We start from the raw sequence: 20,602 nt of genomic DNA, 5'->3' as shown, positions 1-20,602 counted from the left end.
GGTATAAAGATCACTTATTCTTCTTTTTTGGCTTGTATTCAGCTTTACTGGTAAGGAATTTATAGTACTGCCTTATTAAAAACATTACCGGTCTCAAATTAAAAAAGTGAAAAGCTATGCGATTGCCTGAAATATACATTCGGGTGATGGTTGTCGACATAAAGCGGCCTCTAAATGCTTTTCTGTATTTTCTCATTAAAGCAATCCTCAGTTTATCAAAACTCTGATCTGCATTTCCATCGCTTTTATGAGTAAGATTGAAATCAATAATATAGGCGTTAAAGCCAAGAGCATCTGCCATAAGGCAAATATCTGTTCCATACATATGAAATCCCTTTAGATCAGAAGAGAGAGCTAAATTGGCGTCATTTCTTATGACCATAAAGTTTTCGTCAACGGTTTGAGCCTTTAATGGTAATATGTTTTCAAGCAATCTGTTACCCGATTTTTGTGTAAGATGCATTGCAAGATATTTCAGATTTATTCCTCCGGCATTAGCCAGGATTGCCCAATTCTGGTCAAGAATATTCAATTCTTCAATTCTGGATTCCAAATATCTTCTATCATGGTCATGAAGTAAAATATCCTGATGGCAAAGAATTATATATTTCCCTTTTGCCTCACGTAAAAATCTGTTTAACCCGGCAAATGCATCGTAGACATTATTTTGGGAATTATCAATGCATAAGTATTCACAAGATTCTGAGTCGAAGCCTTTCCGTATGTAAGAATCTAACATTTCCTGATATTCAGGAAAGTTTGATACAAGTGTGCATACAGAGAATTTGTATTGAAATTCTTCCTGGCGATTAATTCTTTTAACGAAACTATAGCTCATTAGTTAAACGTTTGCATATCAATCAATCGCTTATATAATCCATTTTCCAGGATTAAAGAAGCATGTGTTCCTGTTTCTACAATTTTACCTTTATCAAGCACCACTATTAAATCCGCATTTTTAATAGTGCTTAAGCGATGAGCAATGATTAATGATGTTCGGTTTTTCATCAGGTTATTTAAAGCATCCTGCACTAATTTTTCAGATTCGGTATCTAATGCAGAAGTCGCCTCATCCAGCAGCATAATATCCGGATTGGCGAGAATTGCCCTTGCAATGCTGATCCGCTGTTTTTGTCCGCCCGAAAGTTTCATCCCACGGTCGCCAATATTGGTTTGATATCCTTTTTCGGTTTTTAGAATAAATTCGTGGGCATTGGCAATTCTTGCTGCTGATTCCACATCCCCTGGCAAAGCATCCGGTTTACCGAAAGCGATATTGTTAAAAATACTATCATTAAATAAAATAGATTCCTGGTTTACAATACCCATTTTAGAACGAAGGGATTCTACTTTTATGTCACGAATGTTTACTCCGTCTATTTCAATTATACCTTTTTGTGGTTCTATAAATCGCGGAAGCAAATCCATTAATGTTGATTTACCACCTCCGGATGGTCCGACTAAGGCCACGTTCTGTCCTTTTTTAATTTCTAAAGCCAGGTCATCCAAAACCGTTCTGTCTCCATAAGCGAATGAAATATTTCTTATAGAAATTTTTTCAGTAAAGGATTTTATTTCCAGGGCATTAGCTGAATTACTGATTTCTGGTTTACTGTCTATTAATTCTAAAACACGTTCTCCGGCAGCTAATCCCTGATTTATATTGCTAAATGAATCAGATATAGCCTTGGCGGGACGCATAATCTGAGAGAATAAAACGATGTAAACAATAAAGGCTTCTGCACTTAAATCAGATTCATTATAAATGATTAAAGAGCCGCCGTACAAAACAATAGCAACCACCATAGTTACACCCAGAAATTCAGAAACTGGAGATGCAAGCTGCTGTCTTTTAGCCATAGACCGGGTAATTCCCGAATAATGAACATTCTCTGCATTAAACTTGGCTTTTATAAAATCTACCGCATTAAACGCTTTTATAATTTTGATTCCGGATAAAGCTTCATCCAGATAACTGATCATGTTTCCGTATGATTGCTGTGATTCTCTGGCCTGCTGTTTTAATTTTTTAACAATCCTTGCTATCGCGAAAGCAGAAACCGGAATGATTAAAATGGAAAAGACAGTTAGTTTTAAAGAGATGGAAAATAACATAACCAGGTAAGCAATCAGTTGTAGGGGTTCTTTAAAAAGTACCTGAAGTGTTCCGGTTACTGAAAACTGAACCACCTGTACATCGGCTGAAATTTTAGACATGATATCACCTTTCCTCTCATTGTTAAAGTATCCCAGATGGAGATCCATTACATTATTAAAAACTGTTTTTCTGAGATTAAGCAGTGTGTGAATCCGCAGGTTTTCCATAATCCGCTGGGATAGGTAGCGAAAAATGTTACCAAGTAAATTGGATATCATGATAACCGCACAAACAAATTTCAGTGCTCCGTAAGTCCCGTAATTGTTGTTGGCAAGCTGGGCATAATAATTAAAATAGTCGACTACATCTGTCCAGTGGGAGGGTTTGACCAGTGCAATCTGACTGGATTCTGCAGAAAAAAGGGTTTTTAGTAAAGGAGCTAATAATGTAAGATTGAGAGTATTGAAGATTACTGCGAACGTAGTAAATAGAAAATAGGGGATAGCGAATTTTTCAATAGGTTTTGCAAATGATAACAGGCGGAAATAAGTCTTCATTAATAGAATTTATGGCGCAATTTAATCATTTTAAAATAGGTCTTTTTTGTATTCATTTCAGCAGGATAGCTCAAGAGATTTAGTTTCTGCCCTTGATGATATCCTGCCCTTTAACCATCTCGGTCATTAACCGGATCACATCATTAATGGATTTCTGACTATTATTCTGTTTCATTAAAATGGCCAGATTTTGTTGAGATTCTAAAATTTTTGTCCGGCTTGATAAGAACATAATGAAACTTTTATACAGATAGAATTTCATGCCCAGCCACATAAAGAGCAGATCTATAAAAACAATTTGCATAATCCATCCGGTAAATTTTATACTGCTTAAATGAATCGCATGAACTATAAACCGGTTTCGGAAAAATATTGCTTTTACCCAATTTCTGGTTCGGTAATTTTTGGTTGTTGATGAATGATCGTGAATGCAATAGCTTTTGGGATCATAGTAGCATTTCCAGCCAGTTCGCCAGGCACGCAAACCTAAATCAAAATCTTCGTAGTAAAAGGGAGAGAATATCTCATCAAAACCTCCCATCATCTTCAGCTTGCGTGCATCAATCAGCGCATTTGCACCTGATAAATAGGCTGTTGGACATAGAAAATTTTCATCAGCAAGGTGAAAAAAATAATTTGCCTTGATTTTAAATCCCGAAAAGGTGAAAAATCTGGCTGTGTCCTGAATTTCGCCTTTTTTCGCTCCGATGATTTTACTGCTAACCCCGAAAGTGTCAGGTAATTCAAAGTATTTAAACTGAGTTGAAAAAAAATCAGAATTTAGCTCAATATCTGTATTCAATAACAGAATAAGTTCTTTTTGGGAAATTGCAATTCCTTTATTGCATGAAGCAGAAAATCCCTGATTTTTTTCGCTGATAATCAGTTTGATTGCCGGATAGTTCAGTTTGAGGAAATTTACTGAATCATCTAAAGAACAGTCATCAACTACGATAATTTCAAAATCCACCCCGGTATTTTCTATCGCACTTAAAACCGAAGGAAGATTTTGCTGCAGTAAATGCCGGCCATTATAATTGGGTATTATAACTGATATACTATTGTTTCGCATTTCACACTGCTAATTACAGCAACTTGTAATTTTTATATTCACCTAAACGCCATCCGGTTAAATCTTCAAGTTTTTGAAGAAGGCGGCGGCGCAAGGTCATTTTATTCTTCAGTGCTGTTGGATCATTAGAAAACTGCCAGTTACCGGCTTCAATTCTCTTTTGCATTACCTGTGGATGCGTTTCAGTAAATTTTACTAACCGATCGGCGTTGCCATAATCAAATTCATACGTATCCGGCAGGCGTTCCTGAATCCAGGATTCATCATGGTAGAATTTATTGAAGTTACGCACCTTATTTCCTAGTCCGGCAGGGGGTTTTACCCAGCCATAATGATAAACATACGCATCAATTGGCTTTACTTTTATCTTTTGACCGTTTTTACGGAATCCCTGCGCATCCCGGTAGGACTGAACTCCATGACTGAATTTCAACACGCGTATTTCATTCCGATACCATCGCCTCGAGGAAGCAGTATAATCATAGGAGCCATAAAAGTGAAGATATTTTAAAAGCAATCCTTCTACCTGGGGGATATTCAGGTTTTCTTCCATGGCTTTTTGAATCACCGGAAGATATTTTTCATGGATGCATTCATCGCCCTGAATATATATTGCCCAATCGGTATCTTTTGAAATTGCCGCATAGGCTTTATCCGTTTCAATGGCAAAAGTTCTGCCTCCTTCCCGAATTGAATGATCCCAAACTGTATGGATGATTTTTATTTTTGGCGAATTTATATTTTCTATTAAGGATAAGGTTTCATCTTCAGAATCACCAACGGCTACTATAAACTCATCGCAAATTGGTAAAACAGATGTAATGGCTTCAACAATTGGATAATCGTTTTTAACGGCATTGCATATAAAGGAAAAACCGGTTACTTTCATTAAAGCAGCATTTGAGAATTAGAAGGCAAAGTTAATAAAAGCAGTCAATCTTGCTTATTTACCCAAACTTTGTAATCTGAAATAAAAACACCTTTTTTGTATGATGCACTTACCCCGTATTCAGAATCCAATTCAACCTGAAGACTATAAAAAAATAGCTCGGGCATTAACACTCGTAGAAAATGATTTGGATGGAGCTGAGGATATTTTACATCATTTAAATTTAAATTCATCCGCTGCAATTATCGGAATCACGGGGCCGCCGGGGGCGGGTAAAAGCACGCTGGTAAATGCGCTTATCAATTCCCTGTCCGAAGAAAATAAGCTGATTGCTGTTTTGGCCGTAGATCCCACATCACCATTTAATCTGGGATCTTTATTAGGTGATCGCATTCGCATGATGGAGCAATTTAATAAGCCAAATGTATATATCCGTTCTGTTGCAACTCGTGGATCTTTAGGCGGTTTATCTGCTAAAATCATCGAAATGGTAGATGTTTTACGCTCCTGCGGATTTGATTATATCATTGTAGAAACGGTTGGTGTAGGCCAGTCGGAAGTGGAAATTGTGGGATTAGCTGATATTACTATTGTGGTGATGGTGCCTGAATCCGGAGATGAAATTCAAAGCATCAAATCAGGTTTAATGGAAATTGCTGATATTTTTGTGGTGAACAAAGCTGATCGTGAAGGGGCTGATACTTTTGCCAATAATCTTAAAAAACTGGTTCATCAAAAAGCAACCGAAATTCCGGTGCTTAAAACTATTGCTGATAAATCGGAAGGTATTTCTGAATTATTGCTTGCTATAAAAAATTACAGCAGGAAAGCCCTCAGTTTAAAGCCTTTTCTTTTAACAGAAAAAGCCTGGCGCTTGATTCAGCAAAAGAAAATGCAGCATATAGATAAAAAAAAGCTCCAGCAAAATATTGCTGAAGCTTCTGAATTGAAAAATTTTAATTTATATCGTTTCGTAAATAACTATATCGAATCAGATTTATGAATTCATAATGGATTCAATTTCATCCGCCTCAATTGGAATGTTGGCCATTAAATCAATATTTCCGTCGGCAGTAATTAAAATGTCATTCTCTAAACGTATTCCTAAACCTTCCTGCTGAATATAAATTCCGGGTTCGCATGTTAAAATGTTCCCTGCTTCAAAAGGCTTATAGCGACTTGCAAAATCATGTACGTCTAATCCTAAATGATGCGAAGTACCATGCATAAAGTATTTCTTGTATAATGGCATAGCAGGATTTTGTTTTGATACATCGTGCTTATCCAGTAAACCCAATCCGATCAGCTCACTTTCCATCACTTTACCAACTTCTTCGTGATATTCATTCCAAATGGTGCCTGCTACCAGCATTTTTTTCGCTTCATTCATTACTTTGAGCACCGCATTATAAACACTCTTTTGCCTCGGTGTAAATTTGCCGTTAACCGGAACAGACCTGCTCATGTCTGCATTGTAGTTTGCGTATTCGGCACCAAAGTCAAATAAAATCACATCGCCATCCTTGCAAATCTGGTTGTTGTCGGTATAATGGAGAATATTTGCATTTACTCCGGAAGCAATTATTGGATTATAGCCATGACCTGTTGCTCCCTGGCGAATAAATTCATGAATTATTTCGGCCTCAATTTCATATTCGTTAACACCCGGCTTTACAAATTTCAATACTCTTACAAATGCATCTTTTGTAATGTTGCAGGCTTTTGAAGTCAATTCTATTTCTACATTTGATTTTACAGGCCTTAGATCACGCATTATTAAAGCAGATCTCTCATACTGATGTAATGGATAGCGTTGCTTAAGGTCTAGAATAAATCTTAAGTCGCGATATCCAACCTGATGATCGTAGCGGTCATTTTCATTGGTATTTAAATATATAGTGGTAGCATAATGTATGATGGATGGCAGAATGTTCCAGAATTCATCAATCCAGAATATGTTATTGATGCCTGATGACTTCCTTGCTTCGTCAATAGTATATTTATGACCCTCCCAAACGGCAATCTGCTCATTGGTCTGTCTTAAAAAAAGGACTTCTCTGTATAATGGATTAGGACAATCGGGAAATAGCAGCAGAATGGTTTGTTCCTGATCAATTCCTGATAAATAAAAAAGATCAGCGCTTTGTTTAAATGTGTGAGTTTGGTCTCCGCTTCTAGGATATTCATCATTAGCCTGGAAAATGGCCAGTGAATTTGTTTTCAGATGATTACAGAAGTTCTTACGATTACTAATGAATAGATTATTATCTATAGAAGAATATTTCATTGACTTTAGAAATTTGATATGATTTTAAAACTGTTCTTGAAAACAAATGTTCCACTAAGAGAAATTGGAACAGTATTTGTTTGTTTGCTGAAATCAAACTTATGATTATTTTTGTCTAAATTACAACATTAAAAATTGTTTAACCTTTAAAACAACAAAGTATGAATTATTCTACAATTAAGAAAGCCGTTGTGTTTTCGTTGGTTTCTGTGCTTGGCTTAGGTGCCGCATCCGCACAGGATTCAACAATGACAACGATGAGTTCTACCGCCAAAGTGTTTGGTGGAAGAGCACAGTACAGAACCTGGTCATTTGGCCTTAACGCTGGTGTTTTAGCACCCGTTAACGTATTAGGTGGTTCTAATGACTTCACAAACTGGGATGTAAAACTTGGTTACGGAGCAACTTTACGCAAGCAGTTAGGTCACGCATTTGGTTTAGAATTAGGCTTCTTACGTGGTGATGCTTCTGGAAACAATGCAGATGCTGTTGGTGGTGTTAAAAACAACCGTCAGGAATTTACTACAGAATTAGCTTACTCAGGAAGTATCATGGGTGTGGTTAATGTGGCAACTATGGATTTCTTGAAAAGAGAAAACAACGTAAACTTCTTCGTTAAAGCTGGTTACGGTATTGCTGCTTACTCTCCTGAAGTTACTTACGGTAACGGAACTACTTTCAACTGGAACGGTGTTTCTGGTGAAAACAGAGATGAGAAATTTGTTCAGGAGCAGTTTATCCCTGTAGGTGCAGGTATCAAATTCAAAGTTTCTGAGCGTATTAACTTTGATCTTGGTTACAACATGTACTTCGTAGATGGAGATAACTTTGACGGAACTTACACTTCAGTAGGTACTAATGACAAGTTCTCTTACGGATACGGTGGTTTAGAATTCTCTTTAGGTTCTTCTGCTAAGCCGAACTTAGATTGGGCTAATCCAGTTGCAATGATGTATGATGAATTAAAAGATCCTACATTACGTCAGGAAGTTGAAGCATTAAAAGGTCGTGTATCTACAATCGAAACTACTGTTAGTGATCTGTTAAAAGATAGCGATGGTGATGGTGTTGCTGATAAATTAGACAAATGTCCAAACACTGAAGCTGGTATCAAGGTTGATGGTTCTGGTTGTCCTTTAGATGTTGATGGTGACGGAATCGTTGATTCTAAAGATAGCTGTCCAACAGAAAAAGGTACTGAAGAATTAAACGGATGTCCAGAAATGTCTTCTGGTACAATGGCTGGATACAACAACATTCAGTTTGAGTTCAACTCTTCTGTATTAAGAACTTCTGCTTACCCAACTTTAGATAAACTTTCTGCTGAAGTTAGAGCTAATTCTGCAATGCAAATCCAATTAGACGGACATGCTTCTGCTGAAGGAACTGAAGAATACAACATGCAGTTATCTAAAGACAGAGCTAATTCAGTAAAAACTTACTTAGTTAATTCTGGAGTTGATGCAAGCAAAATCTCTACTAGAGGTTACGGTGAGTCTCGCCCAGTTGCTTCTAACGCAACTGAAGCTGGTCGTTCACAAAACCGTCGTGTAGAATTCAGAAAAAGATAATCAATATTGTATATAAGCATATTGAAAAAAGAGTCCCGATTATGTCGGGACTTTTTTTATATTTTATATTTTTGCAATGATGTATTTCTTTAGAAAAAAAGATCCGAACCGGCCCATGAATTTTAACCTGAAGGTTATGCATTATATAAATGCTACGGCTATTATCATGTTTCTGGCAGGAATTATTTATAAGCTGCTGGATTGGTTCGTTCTTCATAAGTAACCTCATCAGCATCATTAGATCATACCTTTATCCTTCTCAATCAAATCATAATGAAAACTATTATTCACACCTCATCTGCTCCGGCTCCTATAGGACCGTACAGTCAGGCAGTTAAAGCCGGAAGCATGCTGTTCGTATCCGGACAAATATGCATTGATGCTGAAACAGGTGAATTAGTTAATCAGGATATTAATGCTGAAACAAGCCAAGTGATGCATAATATATCTCAATTATTAAAGGAAGCAGGTTATCAATTTTCTGACATCGTAAAAACAACAATTTTTTTAAGCGACATGGCTCATTTTGCAGCTGTCAATACGGTCTATAGTACTTTTTTTACAAGTGACTTTCCTGCCAGAGAAACGGTGGCAGTGTCAGGTCTGCCAAAAAATGTAAATGTTGAGATATCTGTCACCGCTTATAAATCATAAATGTTTAAATCAAACAGATTTAAATACTTCTCGGCAGCACTAATTTCTGTAGCAATCTGGGGTTTTTTCTCTATTCCGTTACGAAACTTAAAATCATTTCCCTCTGCAGATATATTATATTACAGAATATTTGCATCTCTGGTCATCACGTGGCTGGTCATCTTAATTTTCAGGCGAAAGCATCTGGCCGAAGATTTCACCTATCTTAAATCAGAAACCAGGGCAAACCAGCTCCGAATTTTAAAGCTTACCTTATTAGCCGGCGTGCTTATCACCGGGAACTGGTTTTCCTTTATATATGCCGTAAACGAGGTGAGTTTAACCTCTGCAGCGTTTGCTTATATGGTATGCCCCTTAATTACCGCATTGGGAGGATTTTTCATCCTTAAAGAGGAGCTGTCAACCATAAAACTGATAGCTATCGGGATTGCAGTTATAAGTATTTTGTTGCTCGCAAAAGGCTCCTTAACCGATGTTTTATGGTCGGTATTCATTGCTTCTTTGTATGCCTTTTATTTAATTATTCAGCGGGTAATCACTCGGATTGATAAATTTAATATGTTAGGTGTTCAGCTTTTAATCTCTGTTATTTTGATGCTTCCGCTGTTTCTGTATCAGCACCACTCCCTGATTACCGATGTGTACTTTTGGATCAACATTTTGGTTATTGCCGTCGTATTTACCATTATTCCTCTGTTCTTAAGTTTATATGCACTCATCGGCCTACCTTCATCCACTCTGGGAATTATCATCTATATCAATCCTATTGTTGCTTTTGCGGTAGCGTTTTTCTATTTTGATGAAAGTATAAATACATTCCAGGTGTATGCTTATACTTTATTACTGGCCGCTGTTATAATTTTTAACTGGAATATTCTGAGTAGCCTGTTTGTTAAAAACTATAACAAGCTTAAAACATCAAGTCAATAGAAAATATCAAATTTGGTTGCGCAAATCTTAAAAACTCCCATTGAATATTTAAAAGGCGTAGGCCCCCAAAAGGCAGATGTACTTAAAAAAGAATTGGGTATTTACACGTATTCAGATCTGCTCCATTTTTATCCTTTCAGGTATATCGACCGCACCCGGTTTTATAAAATCAACGAGTTAAATGATGATCTGCCCGCTGTACAGATTCTGGGAAGAATTCTCTCCAAAGAAATTATTGGCGAAAAGCGTACCCGCCGTCTGGTTGCCCGCTTAAAAGATGAAACCGGAATCATGGAACTGGTTTGGTTCCAGAGTATCAAATGGGTAGACAACGCCCTAAAACCAGGCTCGGTTTACATTGTTTTTGGAAAACCAGGCTTTTTTAATTCCCGAATTTCCATTTCTCATCCCGAAATGGAACTTTACAATCCCTCGCTAAAAAAGCAGGGCAATTTATCGCTTCAGCCCGTATACAGTTCCACAGAAAAACTAAAGCTTTTTAATCTGGATAGCAAGGGACTTCAAAAACTACAGTTCTCCTTATTGGAGATTATTTATAAAGAAATTCACGAGAGTTTACCTGCCTACATTCTTTCGAAACATACGCTAATGTCTAAACAGCAGGCGCTGTTAAACATTCATTTTCCGGAAGATTTTAAACTGCTGCAAACTGCTCAACGGCGCATCAAATTTGAGGAGCTGTTTTTCATCCAGTTAAAACTGCTCAAAAATAAACTGCTCAGAACGCAGAAATATAAGGGACAAGTTTTTAGTGTAGTTGGAGATAAGTTTAACTCTTTTTATTCCGAAAAACTGCCTTTTGATTTGACAGGGGCACAAAAACGAGTAATAAAAGAAATTAGAACCGATACACAGCGGCCCATTCAAATGAACCGCTTGTTGCAGGGCGATGTGGGAAGTGGTAAAACTGTGGTGGCATTAATGACCATGCTTTTAGCCATCGATAATGGTTTTCAGGCCTGCTTAATGGCTCCAACAGAAATTCTTGCCCAGCAGCATTATATTTCTCTTAAAACGCTATTGGGAGATGATCTGGTAAGTATTGAAATTTTAACCGGATCTACGCCTAAGAAAAAGAGAAGAGAGCTCCATGAGCGCTTAATCAATAATCAGCTGGATATTTTAATTGGTACGCATGCGCTGATTGAAGATGTGGTTAAATTTTCAAACCTGGGTTTGGTAGTTATTGATGAACAGCACCGTTTTGGTGTGGAGCAGCGAGCCAAATTGTGGAAGAAGAACGACATCCCCCCGCATATTCTGGTGATGACTGCAACGCCAATTCCCCGCACTCTGGCCATGACACTGTACGGAGATCTGGATGTATCGGTAATTAATGAATTGCCAGCAAGCAGAAAACCCATCAAAACGGTCCATTTGTATCATAGCCAGCGACTGAGAATGTACGGCTTTATGCGGGAGGAAATTGCTAAAGGCCGACAGGTTTATGTAGTCTATCCCCTGATAAAGGAAAGTGAGAAATTAGATTTGCTGTATCTGGAAGCTGGTATTGAAAATATAGCCGATGAATTTCCTTTGCCCGAATATCGCATCAGTATTGTACACGGAAAGCTATCTCCAAAGGATAAGGAATCTGAAATGCAGCGATTTGTGAGGGGAGAAACCCAAATTATGGTGGCCACTACCGTGATAGAAGTGGGGGTAAATGTGCCCAACGCCAGCGTGATGATTATTGAAAATGCCGAACGATTTGGCTTGTCGCAGTTGCACCAGTTAAGAGGTCGCGTGGGTCGCGGAGCCGAGCAGTCGTTCTGCATTCTGATGTCGGGCAATAAACTGAGTAAGGAGGCAAAAGTACGTATCGATACCATGGTACGAACTACGGATGGTTTTGAAATTTCTGAAATAGATCTTCAGCTTCGTGGCCCGGGAAATATTGAAGGAACTCAGCAAAGTGGCGTATTGGATCTTAAACTGGCAGATCTGGCCACAGATCAGCAGCTTTTAATGGAAGCAAGGGCATTAGTCATCGAAATTTTTGAACGCGATCCCGAATTGAATGCTCCGGAAAATCACTTACTTCATGCGTATTTCGCAAAAAAACAAAGCGGAATTACATGGGATAAAATCTCCTGATTTCGGAGGAATAACTTTTAATCGGCAATTCCGGCAATCAATCTGTTTGAGATCTGTAGTATTTCAAAAATATGATTGAGAGCGCCCGCAATCCGAATTGATTTATTAATTAAATTGCCCGCTAAATCATATGATCAATGGATCTTGAAGAACCGCTTAAAACCAGGGCAATTTTTATATGAATACCAAACCAGCTGATTTGCTTAAAGCCGATCCGTATATCGCCCTGCGTTATTCAGAATTTCGTTCGTACATCGGCATGCGATTCTTTTTAACTTTCGCCTATCAAATTCAGGCCGTGGTTATTGGGTGGCACGTTTACCAGCTCACCAAAGATCCGCTGTCATTGGGACTGATCGGACTTGCAGAAGCAATTCCGGCTATATCCATTTCCCTTTACGGAGGATATGTTGCCGATAAGTCTGACAAAAAGAAATTACTGGTCTGGATTATTGCAGCCATGGCTCTGTGTTCTGCAGTCCTCTTTCTGGTAACCATGCCGCAGAATATTTTCAATCTTTCTAAAAGCCTCACCATTGCGGTTATATATATCATGATCCTGTGTATTGGCGTAGCCCGGGGATTTTATTCTCCGACCGCATTTTCATTAATGGCGCAAATAATTCCAAAAGAGCACTATCCAAACTCTTCTACCTGGAACAGCGGCAGCTGGCAGATTGCTTCTATCGTTGGTCCGGCGGCAGGCGGCTTATTGTATGGTTTTAGCGGCGTTACTGCCTGTTTTATTGTGATTTTGGTATTTACCCTACTGGCAATGATTTTTATAAAATTCTTTGTGAAGAATCAGCCGCCCCAATTTATACCGAAAGAGAACATCATTACCAGCTTAAGCGAAGGAATTAAGTTTGTTTTCAATAGCCGGATGCTTTTGGGAGCTTTGAGTCTGGATATGTTTTCGGTATTTTTTGGAGGAGCCGTGGCGCTGCTTCCAATTTTCGCACATGATATTTTAAAAGTGGGCGCCGAAGGATTGGGAATGCTGCGTGCCGCACCGGCTGCAGGGGCAGTAATTACCATGTTTGCCATGGCCCGGTATTCGCCAATGGGAAAACCCTGGCGGAATCTGTTGTTTGCGGTTACCGGTTTCGGACTCTCTATTATCGCCTTCGGACTTTCTAAAAATTTCTACTTATCACTGGTGTTTTTGTTTTTTGAAGGCGCTTTTGACAGCGTGAGTGTAATTATTAGGTCAACCATTTTACAGCTGCTTACGCCGGATGAAATGCGTGGAAGGGTGGCTGCTGTAAATTCCATGTTCATCGGTTCTTCAAACGAAATCGGCGCATTCGAATCGGGAGCAACGGCCAAATTAATGGGAACCATACCGGCTGTACTCTTTGGCGGCAGCATGACCCTGATTGTGGTGGCCGTTACCTGGCTAAAAACCAAACGACTGGTGCCGCTAAGCCTGAAAGAAATTCATCCGCACTGATTGAAAAAGGGATTTGAATGGCAGAAGGTTTTCAGTGAATCCTTCAACTGATTTTAAAAAGGGCGAATCGGCCTCTATGCTAGAAACAGGCATCTCTTTTAAATCACTGTACTGATATCTTACTGTCTGCTTGAGGGATTGAGCGAAAATCCTTTTTGGCTTCTTTCAGGCAAAAAGATTGCAGCGTAAAGCCCGACCCGCAGGGGCACGCCCAAAAATTTGAAGTTAATCTCAAAAGGAGAAAAACCTCTCTGCTAAAACCGCTGGTTCTTTCCCCAAAGCAGGTAAATGATAGAGCCTAAAACCGGGGCAATCAGAATGATAATGAGCCAAAGCAATTTGGTATTGGTTGGTAAATTCCGTTTAAATAAGTCTAATAAGGCTACTACAACCAGTATAAACCAGATTAGTCCCATTATAAAACGGAACAGGCCCCCGATAAAAAGTAATGTTGTTAAAATCATGTTAAATAATTTTTTTGGTTTTTGCCCCAAGCAAGATAAAGCAGCGATCCCAATAGGGGTGCCAGTAAAACGATAAGTATCCAAATGGATTTATACATCGCATCCATCCCCTTAGAACGCAAAATTTCTATCAGGCAATAAATGCTCAGTATCAGCGGAAGTGCAACGAATACAAGAATGAAAATTTCTGAAGTGCCTAATGCTATATAATTCATATTAATTATCAAAAGTCGGCCTCTAATTTTTCACCAATCTGCTGACGCCACATGGCATAATATAGGCCTTTTTCTTCAATTAATTCTTCATGTTTACCGGCTTCTACAATGTTGCCTTTTTCTAAAACAAAAATGCGGTCTGCATGCATAATGGTTGATAAACGGTGAGCGATGAGAATGGTGATGTGATCTTTTAATACAGATACATCCCGGATGGTAACCGTAATTTCTTCTTCGGTAATTGAATCAAGTGAGGATGTAGCCTCATCAAATACCAGAATATCGGGCTGGCGCAGCAAGGCTCGGGCAATAGAAAGCCTCTGTTTCTCTCCTCCGGAAACCTTTACACCGCCTTCGCCAATAACGGTATCTAAGCCGTTATCTGCCCGGGCAAGCAAATTCTGGCAGGCTGCCCGTTCTAAAACACGCAAACAATCTTCGTCTGTTGCTTCGGGCTTTACAAACAATAAGTTTTCGCGGATGGTGCCCGAGAAAAGCTGTGTGTCCTGTGTTACAAAACCAATCTTTTCACGCAATTGATCCAGATCAATATTTTTACTTGAAATGTTATTGTAAAGCACATCGCCATCGTTTGGCGGATATAATCCCACTAACAATTTAACCAGCGTGGTTTTGCCCGAACCCGAAGGACCTACAAAGGCGATGGTTTGCCCATTATTTGTACTGAAAGTGATGTGATTAAGGGCATTGTTGCGTGCAGAAGCGTGCTTAAAGCTTACATCTGCAAAATCTAAATTGGTAATTCTATCGAGATGGACGGCATTTACAGGTTTCTTTTCTTTTGGGATATTCAATATAGCTGAGAAATTATCTAATGAAACTTCTGTTTCGCGGTAAATATTAATGATGTTTCCCAGTTCCTGTAAAGGACCGAAAATAAAGAATGAGTAAATAAACAGGGAAAAGAATTCCCCTACTGTGATGCGCCCGGCAAATATAAGATACAGCATGAGCAGTAAGATACCGTTGCGAAGCAGGTTTACCAATGTGCCCTGGATAAAACTTAAACTTCGCACATATTTTACTTTTTTAAGTTCGAGCTTTAAAATTTTATTGGTGGTTTCATTCAGTCGGTTAATTTCCTGGTTGGATAATCCCAGACTTTTTACCAGCTCAATGTTACGTAATGATTCAGTTGTGGAACCTGCTAAAGAAGTGGTTTCTTTTACAATGGTTTTCTGAACTATTTTAATTTTTTTACTAAGCAGCGAACTAATAAATCCTAAAACAGGAATGACAGAAATATATACTACCGCAATGGACCAGTGGATGTTAATAGCATAAATAAATACAAACGTAACGCCCACAAGAGACGTGAAAACGATATTGATAAAGGCGGTAATTAACTTCTCAGAATCGGTCCGAACTTTTTGAAGTATTCCCAGTGTTTCGCCGCTTCGCTGATCTTCAAAAACAGAATAGGGTAATTCAAGCGAATGCCGCAATCCATCTGAATAAATTTGTGCGCCCAGTCGCTGGGTAATCACATTTACATAATAATCCTGGAAATTTTTGGCGATCCGTGATACCATGGCCACGCCCATAGCTGCAAGGATGAGCAAACCGGCTCCTTTAAAAAATTCTTCTGTTGTAAAATCTTTGTAATGGGTTACATATTTATCAATGATCTTACGAAAAATCCAGGGATCAAGCAATGAAAATATCTGGTTAACGGCTGCCAGAAATAAGGCAAGCACAATTAAGCCTTTATAATTTTTAAGATATTGAAATAATATTTTCATGAGAGATATTGAAATATGAGTATTGAGACAGGCGAAACACCCTAATACGTTTCCTAATTATACGCAAAAATAAAAAGGGAATAGTGCAAGCATCTATTCCCCTGTAATTTTACACTTCATCAAGATTAAACTGTCATGATGTCTTTTTCTTTTATCTCGGTCAGCTTATCTACATTCACTATAAATGCATCGGTCAGTTTTTGAACTTCGCTTTCGCCGATTTTGATCTCGTCATCAGATACACCTTCTGATTTGGTTCTTTTGATCTTTTCGTTGGCATCTTTGCGGATGTTCCGGATAGCAATGCGTGCTCTCTCGGCTTCTTCCTTCACCTTTTTCACCAGATCGCGGCGTCTCTCTTCAGTTAGCGGCGGTACATTCAGGCGAATTAAAATCCCGTCATTCTGCGGATTTAAGCCAATATTTGCATCTCTAATTGCCTTTTCCATTGGGATAAGCATATTTTTTTCCCAGGGCTGAACTACCAGTGTACGTGCATCAGGAGTATTAACCGTTCCGATCTGACTTAATGGAGTAGGCGTACCATAATAATCTACAACTATGCCGTCGAGCATGCTTGGCATTGCTTTTCCGGCCCGTATTTTAGTTAATTCACTATCGCAATACTCTATGGCTTTCTCCATAGTTAGTTTAGCGTCCGTAAGTTGTTTCTTTATAAGTTCGTTCATAGTTATTTCCGTTCGTTCTGTAAAAATAATAAAAAAAGACTCACCTGAAACTGTTCAGATTTGTTAATTAATATTCTATACTTTGAAATAAAATTATCCTTTTACAAGTGTGCCTATTTGTTCACCATTGGTAATTTTCATGAAGTTACCCGGCTTATTCATGTCAAAAACAATGATTGGTAAATTGTTTTCCTGACAAAGGGTGATGGCCGTCATGTCCATTACGTTGAGGTTTTTCTCATAAACTTCAGAGAATGTGATCTCATCAAAACGGGTAGCGCTGGCATCTTTTTCCGGATCGGCAGTATAAATACCATCAACACGTGTACCTTTTAAAACCGCATCTGCATTTATTTCAACAGCCCGAAGAGATGCAGCTGTATCGGTAGTAAAATAGGGGTTTCCGGTTCCGGCACCAAAAATTACGATCCTTCCTTTTTCAAGATGGCGTACTGCTCTGCGTCGAATAAAAGGTTCGCAGATCTGCTCCATCTTAATTGCTGTTAACAAGCGGGTTTTTACCCCTGTTTTTTCCAAAGCATCCTGCAAAGCCATACTGTTTATAACCGTTGCCAGCATGCCCATATAATCGGCCTGAACACGGTCCATTCCTGCTTTTTCGGCGCTTAAACCCCGGTAGATATTGCCGCCGCCAATCACAATGGCAATTTCCATTCCCTGGTCATGAACTGCCTTAATATCTTTGGCATATTGAGCCACACGGTCCATGTCAATGCCGTATTGCTTTTCTCCCATCAGGGCTTCACCGCTTAATTTTAATAGGATACGTTTGTATTTCATGTGGCAATAAATTTTGTAAAAGTATTAAAATTTCAATCTAAAACACCTGCTATGCAAGTATTTTGAACGTTTAGTTTAGTGTCAAAAGCAAAGAAATCAGCACGGAAGCCCGGCTTTATATATCCCTGCCGCTTATCTGTTTTAATTAATTGAGAAGGATAGGTAGATGCCATCCGTAGCGCTTCATCTGTTGATATACCGGCATATTCCACGCAATTTTTAACGGCCTTCCACATGGTTAAGCATGATCCTGAAAGCGTTCCGTCGGGCATTGAATACCGGTCATGGTTAAAAACATGCGGATATAATCCCTCCGTGGTTTCTGTAACCGCATCCGTAATTAAAAATAATTTATTTCCCAGTTCACGTTTGGCAAGCTCCAGAACCGGAAAACTTATATGAATACCATCTGCAATTATGCTGGTAAAGGGTTTATATTTTAAAATGGCAGCAACTAATCCCGGTTCGCGATGATGGATTTGCGGCATTGCATTAAACAGATGGGTTGCAGCATGTATACCTGAGTTGAAAAATTTTTCTGCTTCGGTATAAGTTGCATCACTGTGGCCGGCAGAAACAACAATGTTTTGTGAGAGCAAATAATCAATAACTTCTGCATCCTGAAGCTCAGGAGCGATGGTAATCATTCTGATCTCACCCTTAGATAGTTCTATCCAGTTTTTTACCTCAGTTAAAGAGGCTTTGCGAATATATTCTTTGGGATGGGCTCCGCTTCGCTTTGGATTTAGAAACGGGCCTTCCAGGTGCAATCCTAAAAAAGCACCTTTGGTTTTTTTTCTGTAGATTTTTGCAGATTCAATTGCCTGTAATACAATCCCGGATGAATTTGTACCTACAGTTGCCAAAAATCCGGTACAACCCTGACTCAAAAAGTCTGTTTCCATTTGAAGCAATGCTTCTACTGTAGGTTTACCCCCAAATAGCTGACCTCCACTTCCGTAAATCTGTAAATCAATAAGTCCGGGGGCAATGGTCAAATCAGAAAAATCAATGACCTGGTAATCGGCAGGAATTTCTTCAAAATCAACGATCGCCTTGATCTTATCGCCTTCGATCAAAAGAGTTTTGTGAAGAAGAATTTCATCTCCTGTAAAAATTCGGGCATTGCTAAATGCGGTGCGACTGCTCATGGCTAGTTTATGGGGGAATCAGACCAGATCAAATGGATCAAATAAATTCATTCATTAAAAAGAAGACAAAAAAAATCCCCGCCTTTAAGGCGGGGATTAAATTATGCTCCTAACTGAACCCGTTTAAAGGCGGTAACAGTTAATCCCTTATCCACTTCGTTTAAAAATTGAGAAATTGTTTTAGACGAATCCTTAACAAACTCCTGATTTAATAAAGTAGAATCTTTGTAGAATTTATTCAATTTACCGGCAGCGATTTTTTCAACCATTTCTTCCGGTTTTCCTTCGGCACGAATTACGTCTTTCGCGATTTCAAGCTCACGCTCAATCGTTTTAGCATCCACACCATCTTTATCAATTGCAACCGGGTTCATTGCAGCAATTTGCATCGCTACATCTCTTCCTGCTTCGTCAGCTCCTGCTGAATCAGCACTTAATGCAACCAAAACACCTAAACGGTAGTTTCCGTGAATGTAAGCAATCACTTTTTCACCGGTAATGTTCTCAAATTTAGAAACGCCGATTTTTTCACCGATTTTTCCGGTTTGATCTAAGATCTGATCAGAAACTTTTGTTCCGTTCAGCTCATAACCTGTTAATTCCTCAACTGAAGCTGGGTTGTTTTGAATAGCCAGATCAGCAATGCTGTTTGCAAATGCTAAAAAATCAGCATTTTTGGCTACGAAATCAGTTTCGCAATTTACTTCTACGATGATTCCTCTTTTTCCATCAGCAGTAGTTTTTGCAATAACCACACCTTCGTTAGAATCGCGGTCAGAACGACTTGCAGCAACTTTAGCACCTTTTTTACGAAGGTTATCAATAGCGGCTTCAAAATCTCCGTTAGCTTCGGTTAATGCTTTTTTGCAATCCATCATACCGGCTCCGGTTTGCTGGCGTAATTTATTTACATCTGCGGCAGTAATTTGTACTGTAGACATGATTTTTCTTTTTTTAATTTGATCTGTAAAAATTATGGGTTGAAAGTAATTTGCTGAAGTAAACTTCAACACATAACCTGCAACCCACAATAAAAAATTTATTCTTCTGATTTACCAGTTTCAGGCGCATTAGATTCTGCAGTAACCTTGCGGGTACGTTTTGCAGGAGCTTCTTCATCCTTACTTTCGGTATCAATTTTAGCTTTTGCAGCTGCAGCTTCTTTATCAGCTTCCTGATCTTTTTCAACTTTACGCTCGTCTAAGCCTTCGTTGATAGCTTTCATAATTACATCCATAATCAAGGTAATTGATTTGGTTGCATCATCATTTGCCGGAATCGGGAAATCGATGTTAGAAGGGTCAGAGTTTGTATCAACCATTGCAAAAGTCGGGATGTTTAATTTCATCGACTCAGCAACAGAGATGTGCTCTTTCTTAACATCAATAATAAATAATGCAGCAGGTAAACGGTTTAAGTCGGCAATACCTCCTAAAAGAGACTCTAACTTAATACGCTCACGCTGTATCATTAATTTTTCTTTTTTCGATAAAACATCATACGTTCCGTCTTTAGTCATCTTATCGATGTTAGACATCTTTTTGATTGACTTACGAACAGTTTGGAAGTTTGTTAACATACCACCTAACCAACGTTCGGTTACGTAAGGCATGTTTACAGAACGTGCCTGCTCAGCTACAATGTCTTTCGCTTGTTTCTTGGTAGAAACAAATAAAACTTTACGGCCTGATTTTACGATCTGTTTGATCGCAGCAGCAGCTTCTTCTAACTTTGTTAATGTTTTATTTAAATCTATAATGTGGATGCCATTGCGTTCCATGAAAATGTACGGAGCCATTTTCGGATCCCATTTGCGGGTAAGGTGACCAAAATGTACACCTGCATCCAATAAATCCTGATATGTTGTTCTTGCCATTGTCTGATCCTCCT

General features: G+C 38.7%; 20 protein-coding genes. 7 read left to right on the top strand and 13 right to left on the bottom strand.

The genetic code is table 11. The features are described 5' to 3' along the window. Positions 1-10: 10 nt before the first annotated feature. The 4 genes from G521_RS0103400 to G521_RS0103385 form a co-directional block, all read right to left on the bottom strand. Complete coding sequence (locus tag G521_RS0103400; protein ID WP_026897268.1) at positions 11-838, bottom strand: hypothetical protein; 828 nt, start codon at positions 836-838, stop codon at positions 11-13. Further along, entirely contained in the window at positions 838-2,655 is a 1,818-nt protein-coding gene (locus G521_RS0103395; protein ID WP_026897267.1) for an ABC transporter ATP-binding protein, read from the bottom strand. Before G521_RS0103395 ends, G521_RS0103400 begins: the two co-directional genes overlap by 1 nt. A 79-nt stretch (positions 2,656-2,734) precedes the next feature. Next, positions 2,735-3,727 carry a glycosyltransferase family 2 protein gene (locus tag G521_RS0103390; RefSeq protein ID WP_026897266.1) on the bottom strand — a complete coding sequence of 331 codons (993 nt, stop codon included), beginning with the start codon at positions 3,725-3,727 and terminating at the stop codon, positions 2,735-2,737. Between the two features lie 13 nt (positions 3,728-3,740). Next, positions 3,741-4,616 carry a glycosyltransferase family protein gene (locus G521_RS0103385; RefSeq protein ID WP_026897265.1) on the bottom strand — a complete coding sequence of 292 codons (876 nt, stop codon included), beginning with the start codon at positions 4,614-4,616 and terminating at the stop codon, positions 3,741-3,743. A gap of 100 nt (positions 4,617-4,716) precedes the next feature. On the opposite strand from G521_RS0103385, the gene meaB reads away from it, so the two are divergent. Next, complete coding sequence (meaB, locus tag G521_RS0103380) at positions 4,717-5,619, top strand: methylmalonyl Co-A mutase-associated GTPase MeaB (RefSeq protein ID WP_245580825.1); 903 nt, start codon at positions 4,717-4,719, stop codon at positions 5,617-5,619. Here the strand turns inward: meaB and G521_RS0103375 are convergent. Next, complete coding sequence (locus G521_RS0103375; RefSeq protein WP_026897263.1) at positions 5,614-6,903, bottom strand: aminopeptidase P family protein; 1,290 nt, start codon at positions 6,901-6,903, stop codon at positions 5,614-5,616. The genes meaB and G521_RS0103375 overlap by 6 nt on opposite strands. Before the next feature lie 161 nt (positions 6,904-7,064). Here G521_RS0103375 and G521_RS0103370 point away from each other — a divergent pair, with 161 nt between their 5' ends. From G521_RS0103370 to G521_RS0103345, 6 genes are all read left to right on the top strand, one after another. After that, the gene (locus G521_RS0103370; RefSeq protein WP_026897262.1) at positions 7,065-8,474 is read left to right on the top strand and encodes an OmpA family protein; all 1,410 of its coding nucleotides are present in this window, start codon (positions 7,065-7,067) and stop codon (positions 8,472-8,474) included. Positions 8,475-8,550: 76 nt separating this feature from the next. Further along, a complete protein-coding gene (locus G521_RS18465; RefSeq protein ID WP_309425073.1) occupies positions 8,551-8,697 on the top strand; it encodes a DUF6728 family protein in 147 nt (48 codons plus the stop codon). Between the two features lie 50 nt (positions 8,698-8,747). Next, the gene (locus tag G521_RS0103360) at positions 8,748-9,128 is read left to right on the top strand and encodes a RidA family protein (protein ID WP_026897261.1); all 381 of its coding nucleotides are present in this window, start codon (positions 8,748-8,750) and stop codon (positions 9,126-9,128) included. Then, complete coding sequence (locus tag G521_RS0103355) at positions 9,129-10,058, top strand: EamA family transporter (protein WP_026897260.1); 930 nt, start codon at positions 9,129-9,131, stop codon at positions 10,056-10,058. A 12-nt stretch (positions 10,059-10,070) separates the two neighbouring features. Further along, complete coding sequence (gene recG / locus G521_RS0103350) at positions 10,071-12,176, top strand: ATP-dependent DNA helicase RecG (protein WP_026897259.1); 2,106 nt, start codon at positions 10,071-10,073, stop codon at positions 12,174-12,176. Between the two features lie 178 nt (positions 12,177-12,354). Continuing rightward, entirely contained in the window at positions 12,355-13,629 is a 1,275-nt protein-coding gene (locus tag G521_RS0103345; protein ID WP_026897258.1) for an MFS transporter, read from the top strand. Positions 13,630-13,883: 254 nt separating this feature from the next. Here G521_RS0103345 and G521_RS0103340 read toward each other — a convergent pair whose 3' ends face one another. From G521_RS0103340 to rpsB, 8 genes are all read right to left on the bottom strand, one after another. Next, positions 13,884-14,093 carry a PLDc N-terminal domain-containing protein gene (locus tag G521_RS0103340; RefSeq protein WP_026897257.1) on the bottom strand — a complete coding sequence of 70 codons (210 nt, stop codon included), beginning with the start codon at positions 14,091-14,093 and terminating at the stop codon, positions 13,884-13,886. Then, entirely contained in the window at positions 14,090-14,308 is a 219-nt protein-coding gene (locus G521_RS0103335; RefSeq protein WP_036678075.1) for a PLDc N-terminal domain-containing protein, read from the bottom strand. Before G521_RS0103335 ends, G521_RS0103340 begins: the two co-directional genes overlap by 4 nt. Before the next feature lie 8 nt (positions 14,309-14,316). Next, on the bottom strand, positions 14,317-16,071 hold the full coding sequence (locus tag G521_RS0103330; protein ID WP_026897255.1) for an ABC transporter ATP-binding protein: 1,755 nt from the start codon (positions 16,069-16,071) through the stop codon (positions 14,317-14,319). A gap of 125 nt (positions 16,072-16,196) precedes the next feature. Further along, entirely contained in the window at positions 16,197-16,760 is a 564-nt protein-coding gene (frr, locus tag G521_RS0103325) for a ribosome recycling factor (RefSeq protein ID WP_026897254.1), read from the bottom strand. A 93-nt stretch (positions 16,761-16,853) separates the two neighbouring features. Continuing rightward, a complete protein-coding gene (gene pyrH, locus G521_RS0103320; RefSeq protein WP_026897253.1) occupies positions 16,854-17,561 on the bottom strand; it encodes a UMP kinase in 708 nt (235 codons plus the stop codon). A gap of 32 nt (positions 17,562-17,593) precedes the next feature. Further along, positions 17,594-18,712, bottom strand: coding sequence for an N-acetylglucosamine-6-phosphate deacetylase (nagA, locus tag G521_RS0103315; protein WP_026897252.1), 1,119 nt, complete (start codon positions 18,710-18,712; stop codon positions 17,594-17,596). Positions 18,713-18,813: 101 nt separating this feature from the next. After that, positions 18,814-19,653 carry a translation elongation factor Ts gene (gene tsf / locus G521_RS0103310; RefSeq protein WP_026897251.1) on the bottom strand — a complete coding sequence of 280 codons (840 nt, stop codon included), beginning with the start codon at positions 19,651-19,653 and terminating at the stop codon, positions 18,814-18,816. Between the two features lie 98 nt (positions 19,654-19,751). Further along, entirely contained in the window at positions 19,752-20,588 is an 837-nt protein-coding gene (rpsB, locus tag G521_RS0103305; protein ID WP_026897250.1) for a 30S ribosomal protein S2, read from the bottom strand. Between the last annotated feature and the right edge of the window lie 14 nt (positions 20,589-20,602).

It is taken from the genome of Daejeonella oryzae DSM 19973, from assembly GCF_000422945.1.
Lineage (GTDB): Bacteria > Bacteroidota > Bacteroidia > Sphingobacteriales > Sphingobacteriaceae > Daejeonella > Daejeonella oryzae.
This window is presented reverse-complemented; position numbering and strand designations above follow the sequence as displayed.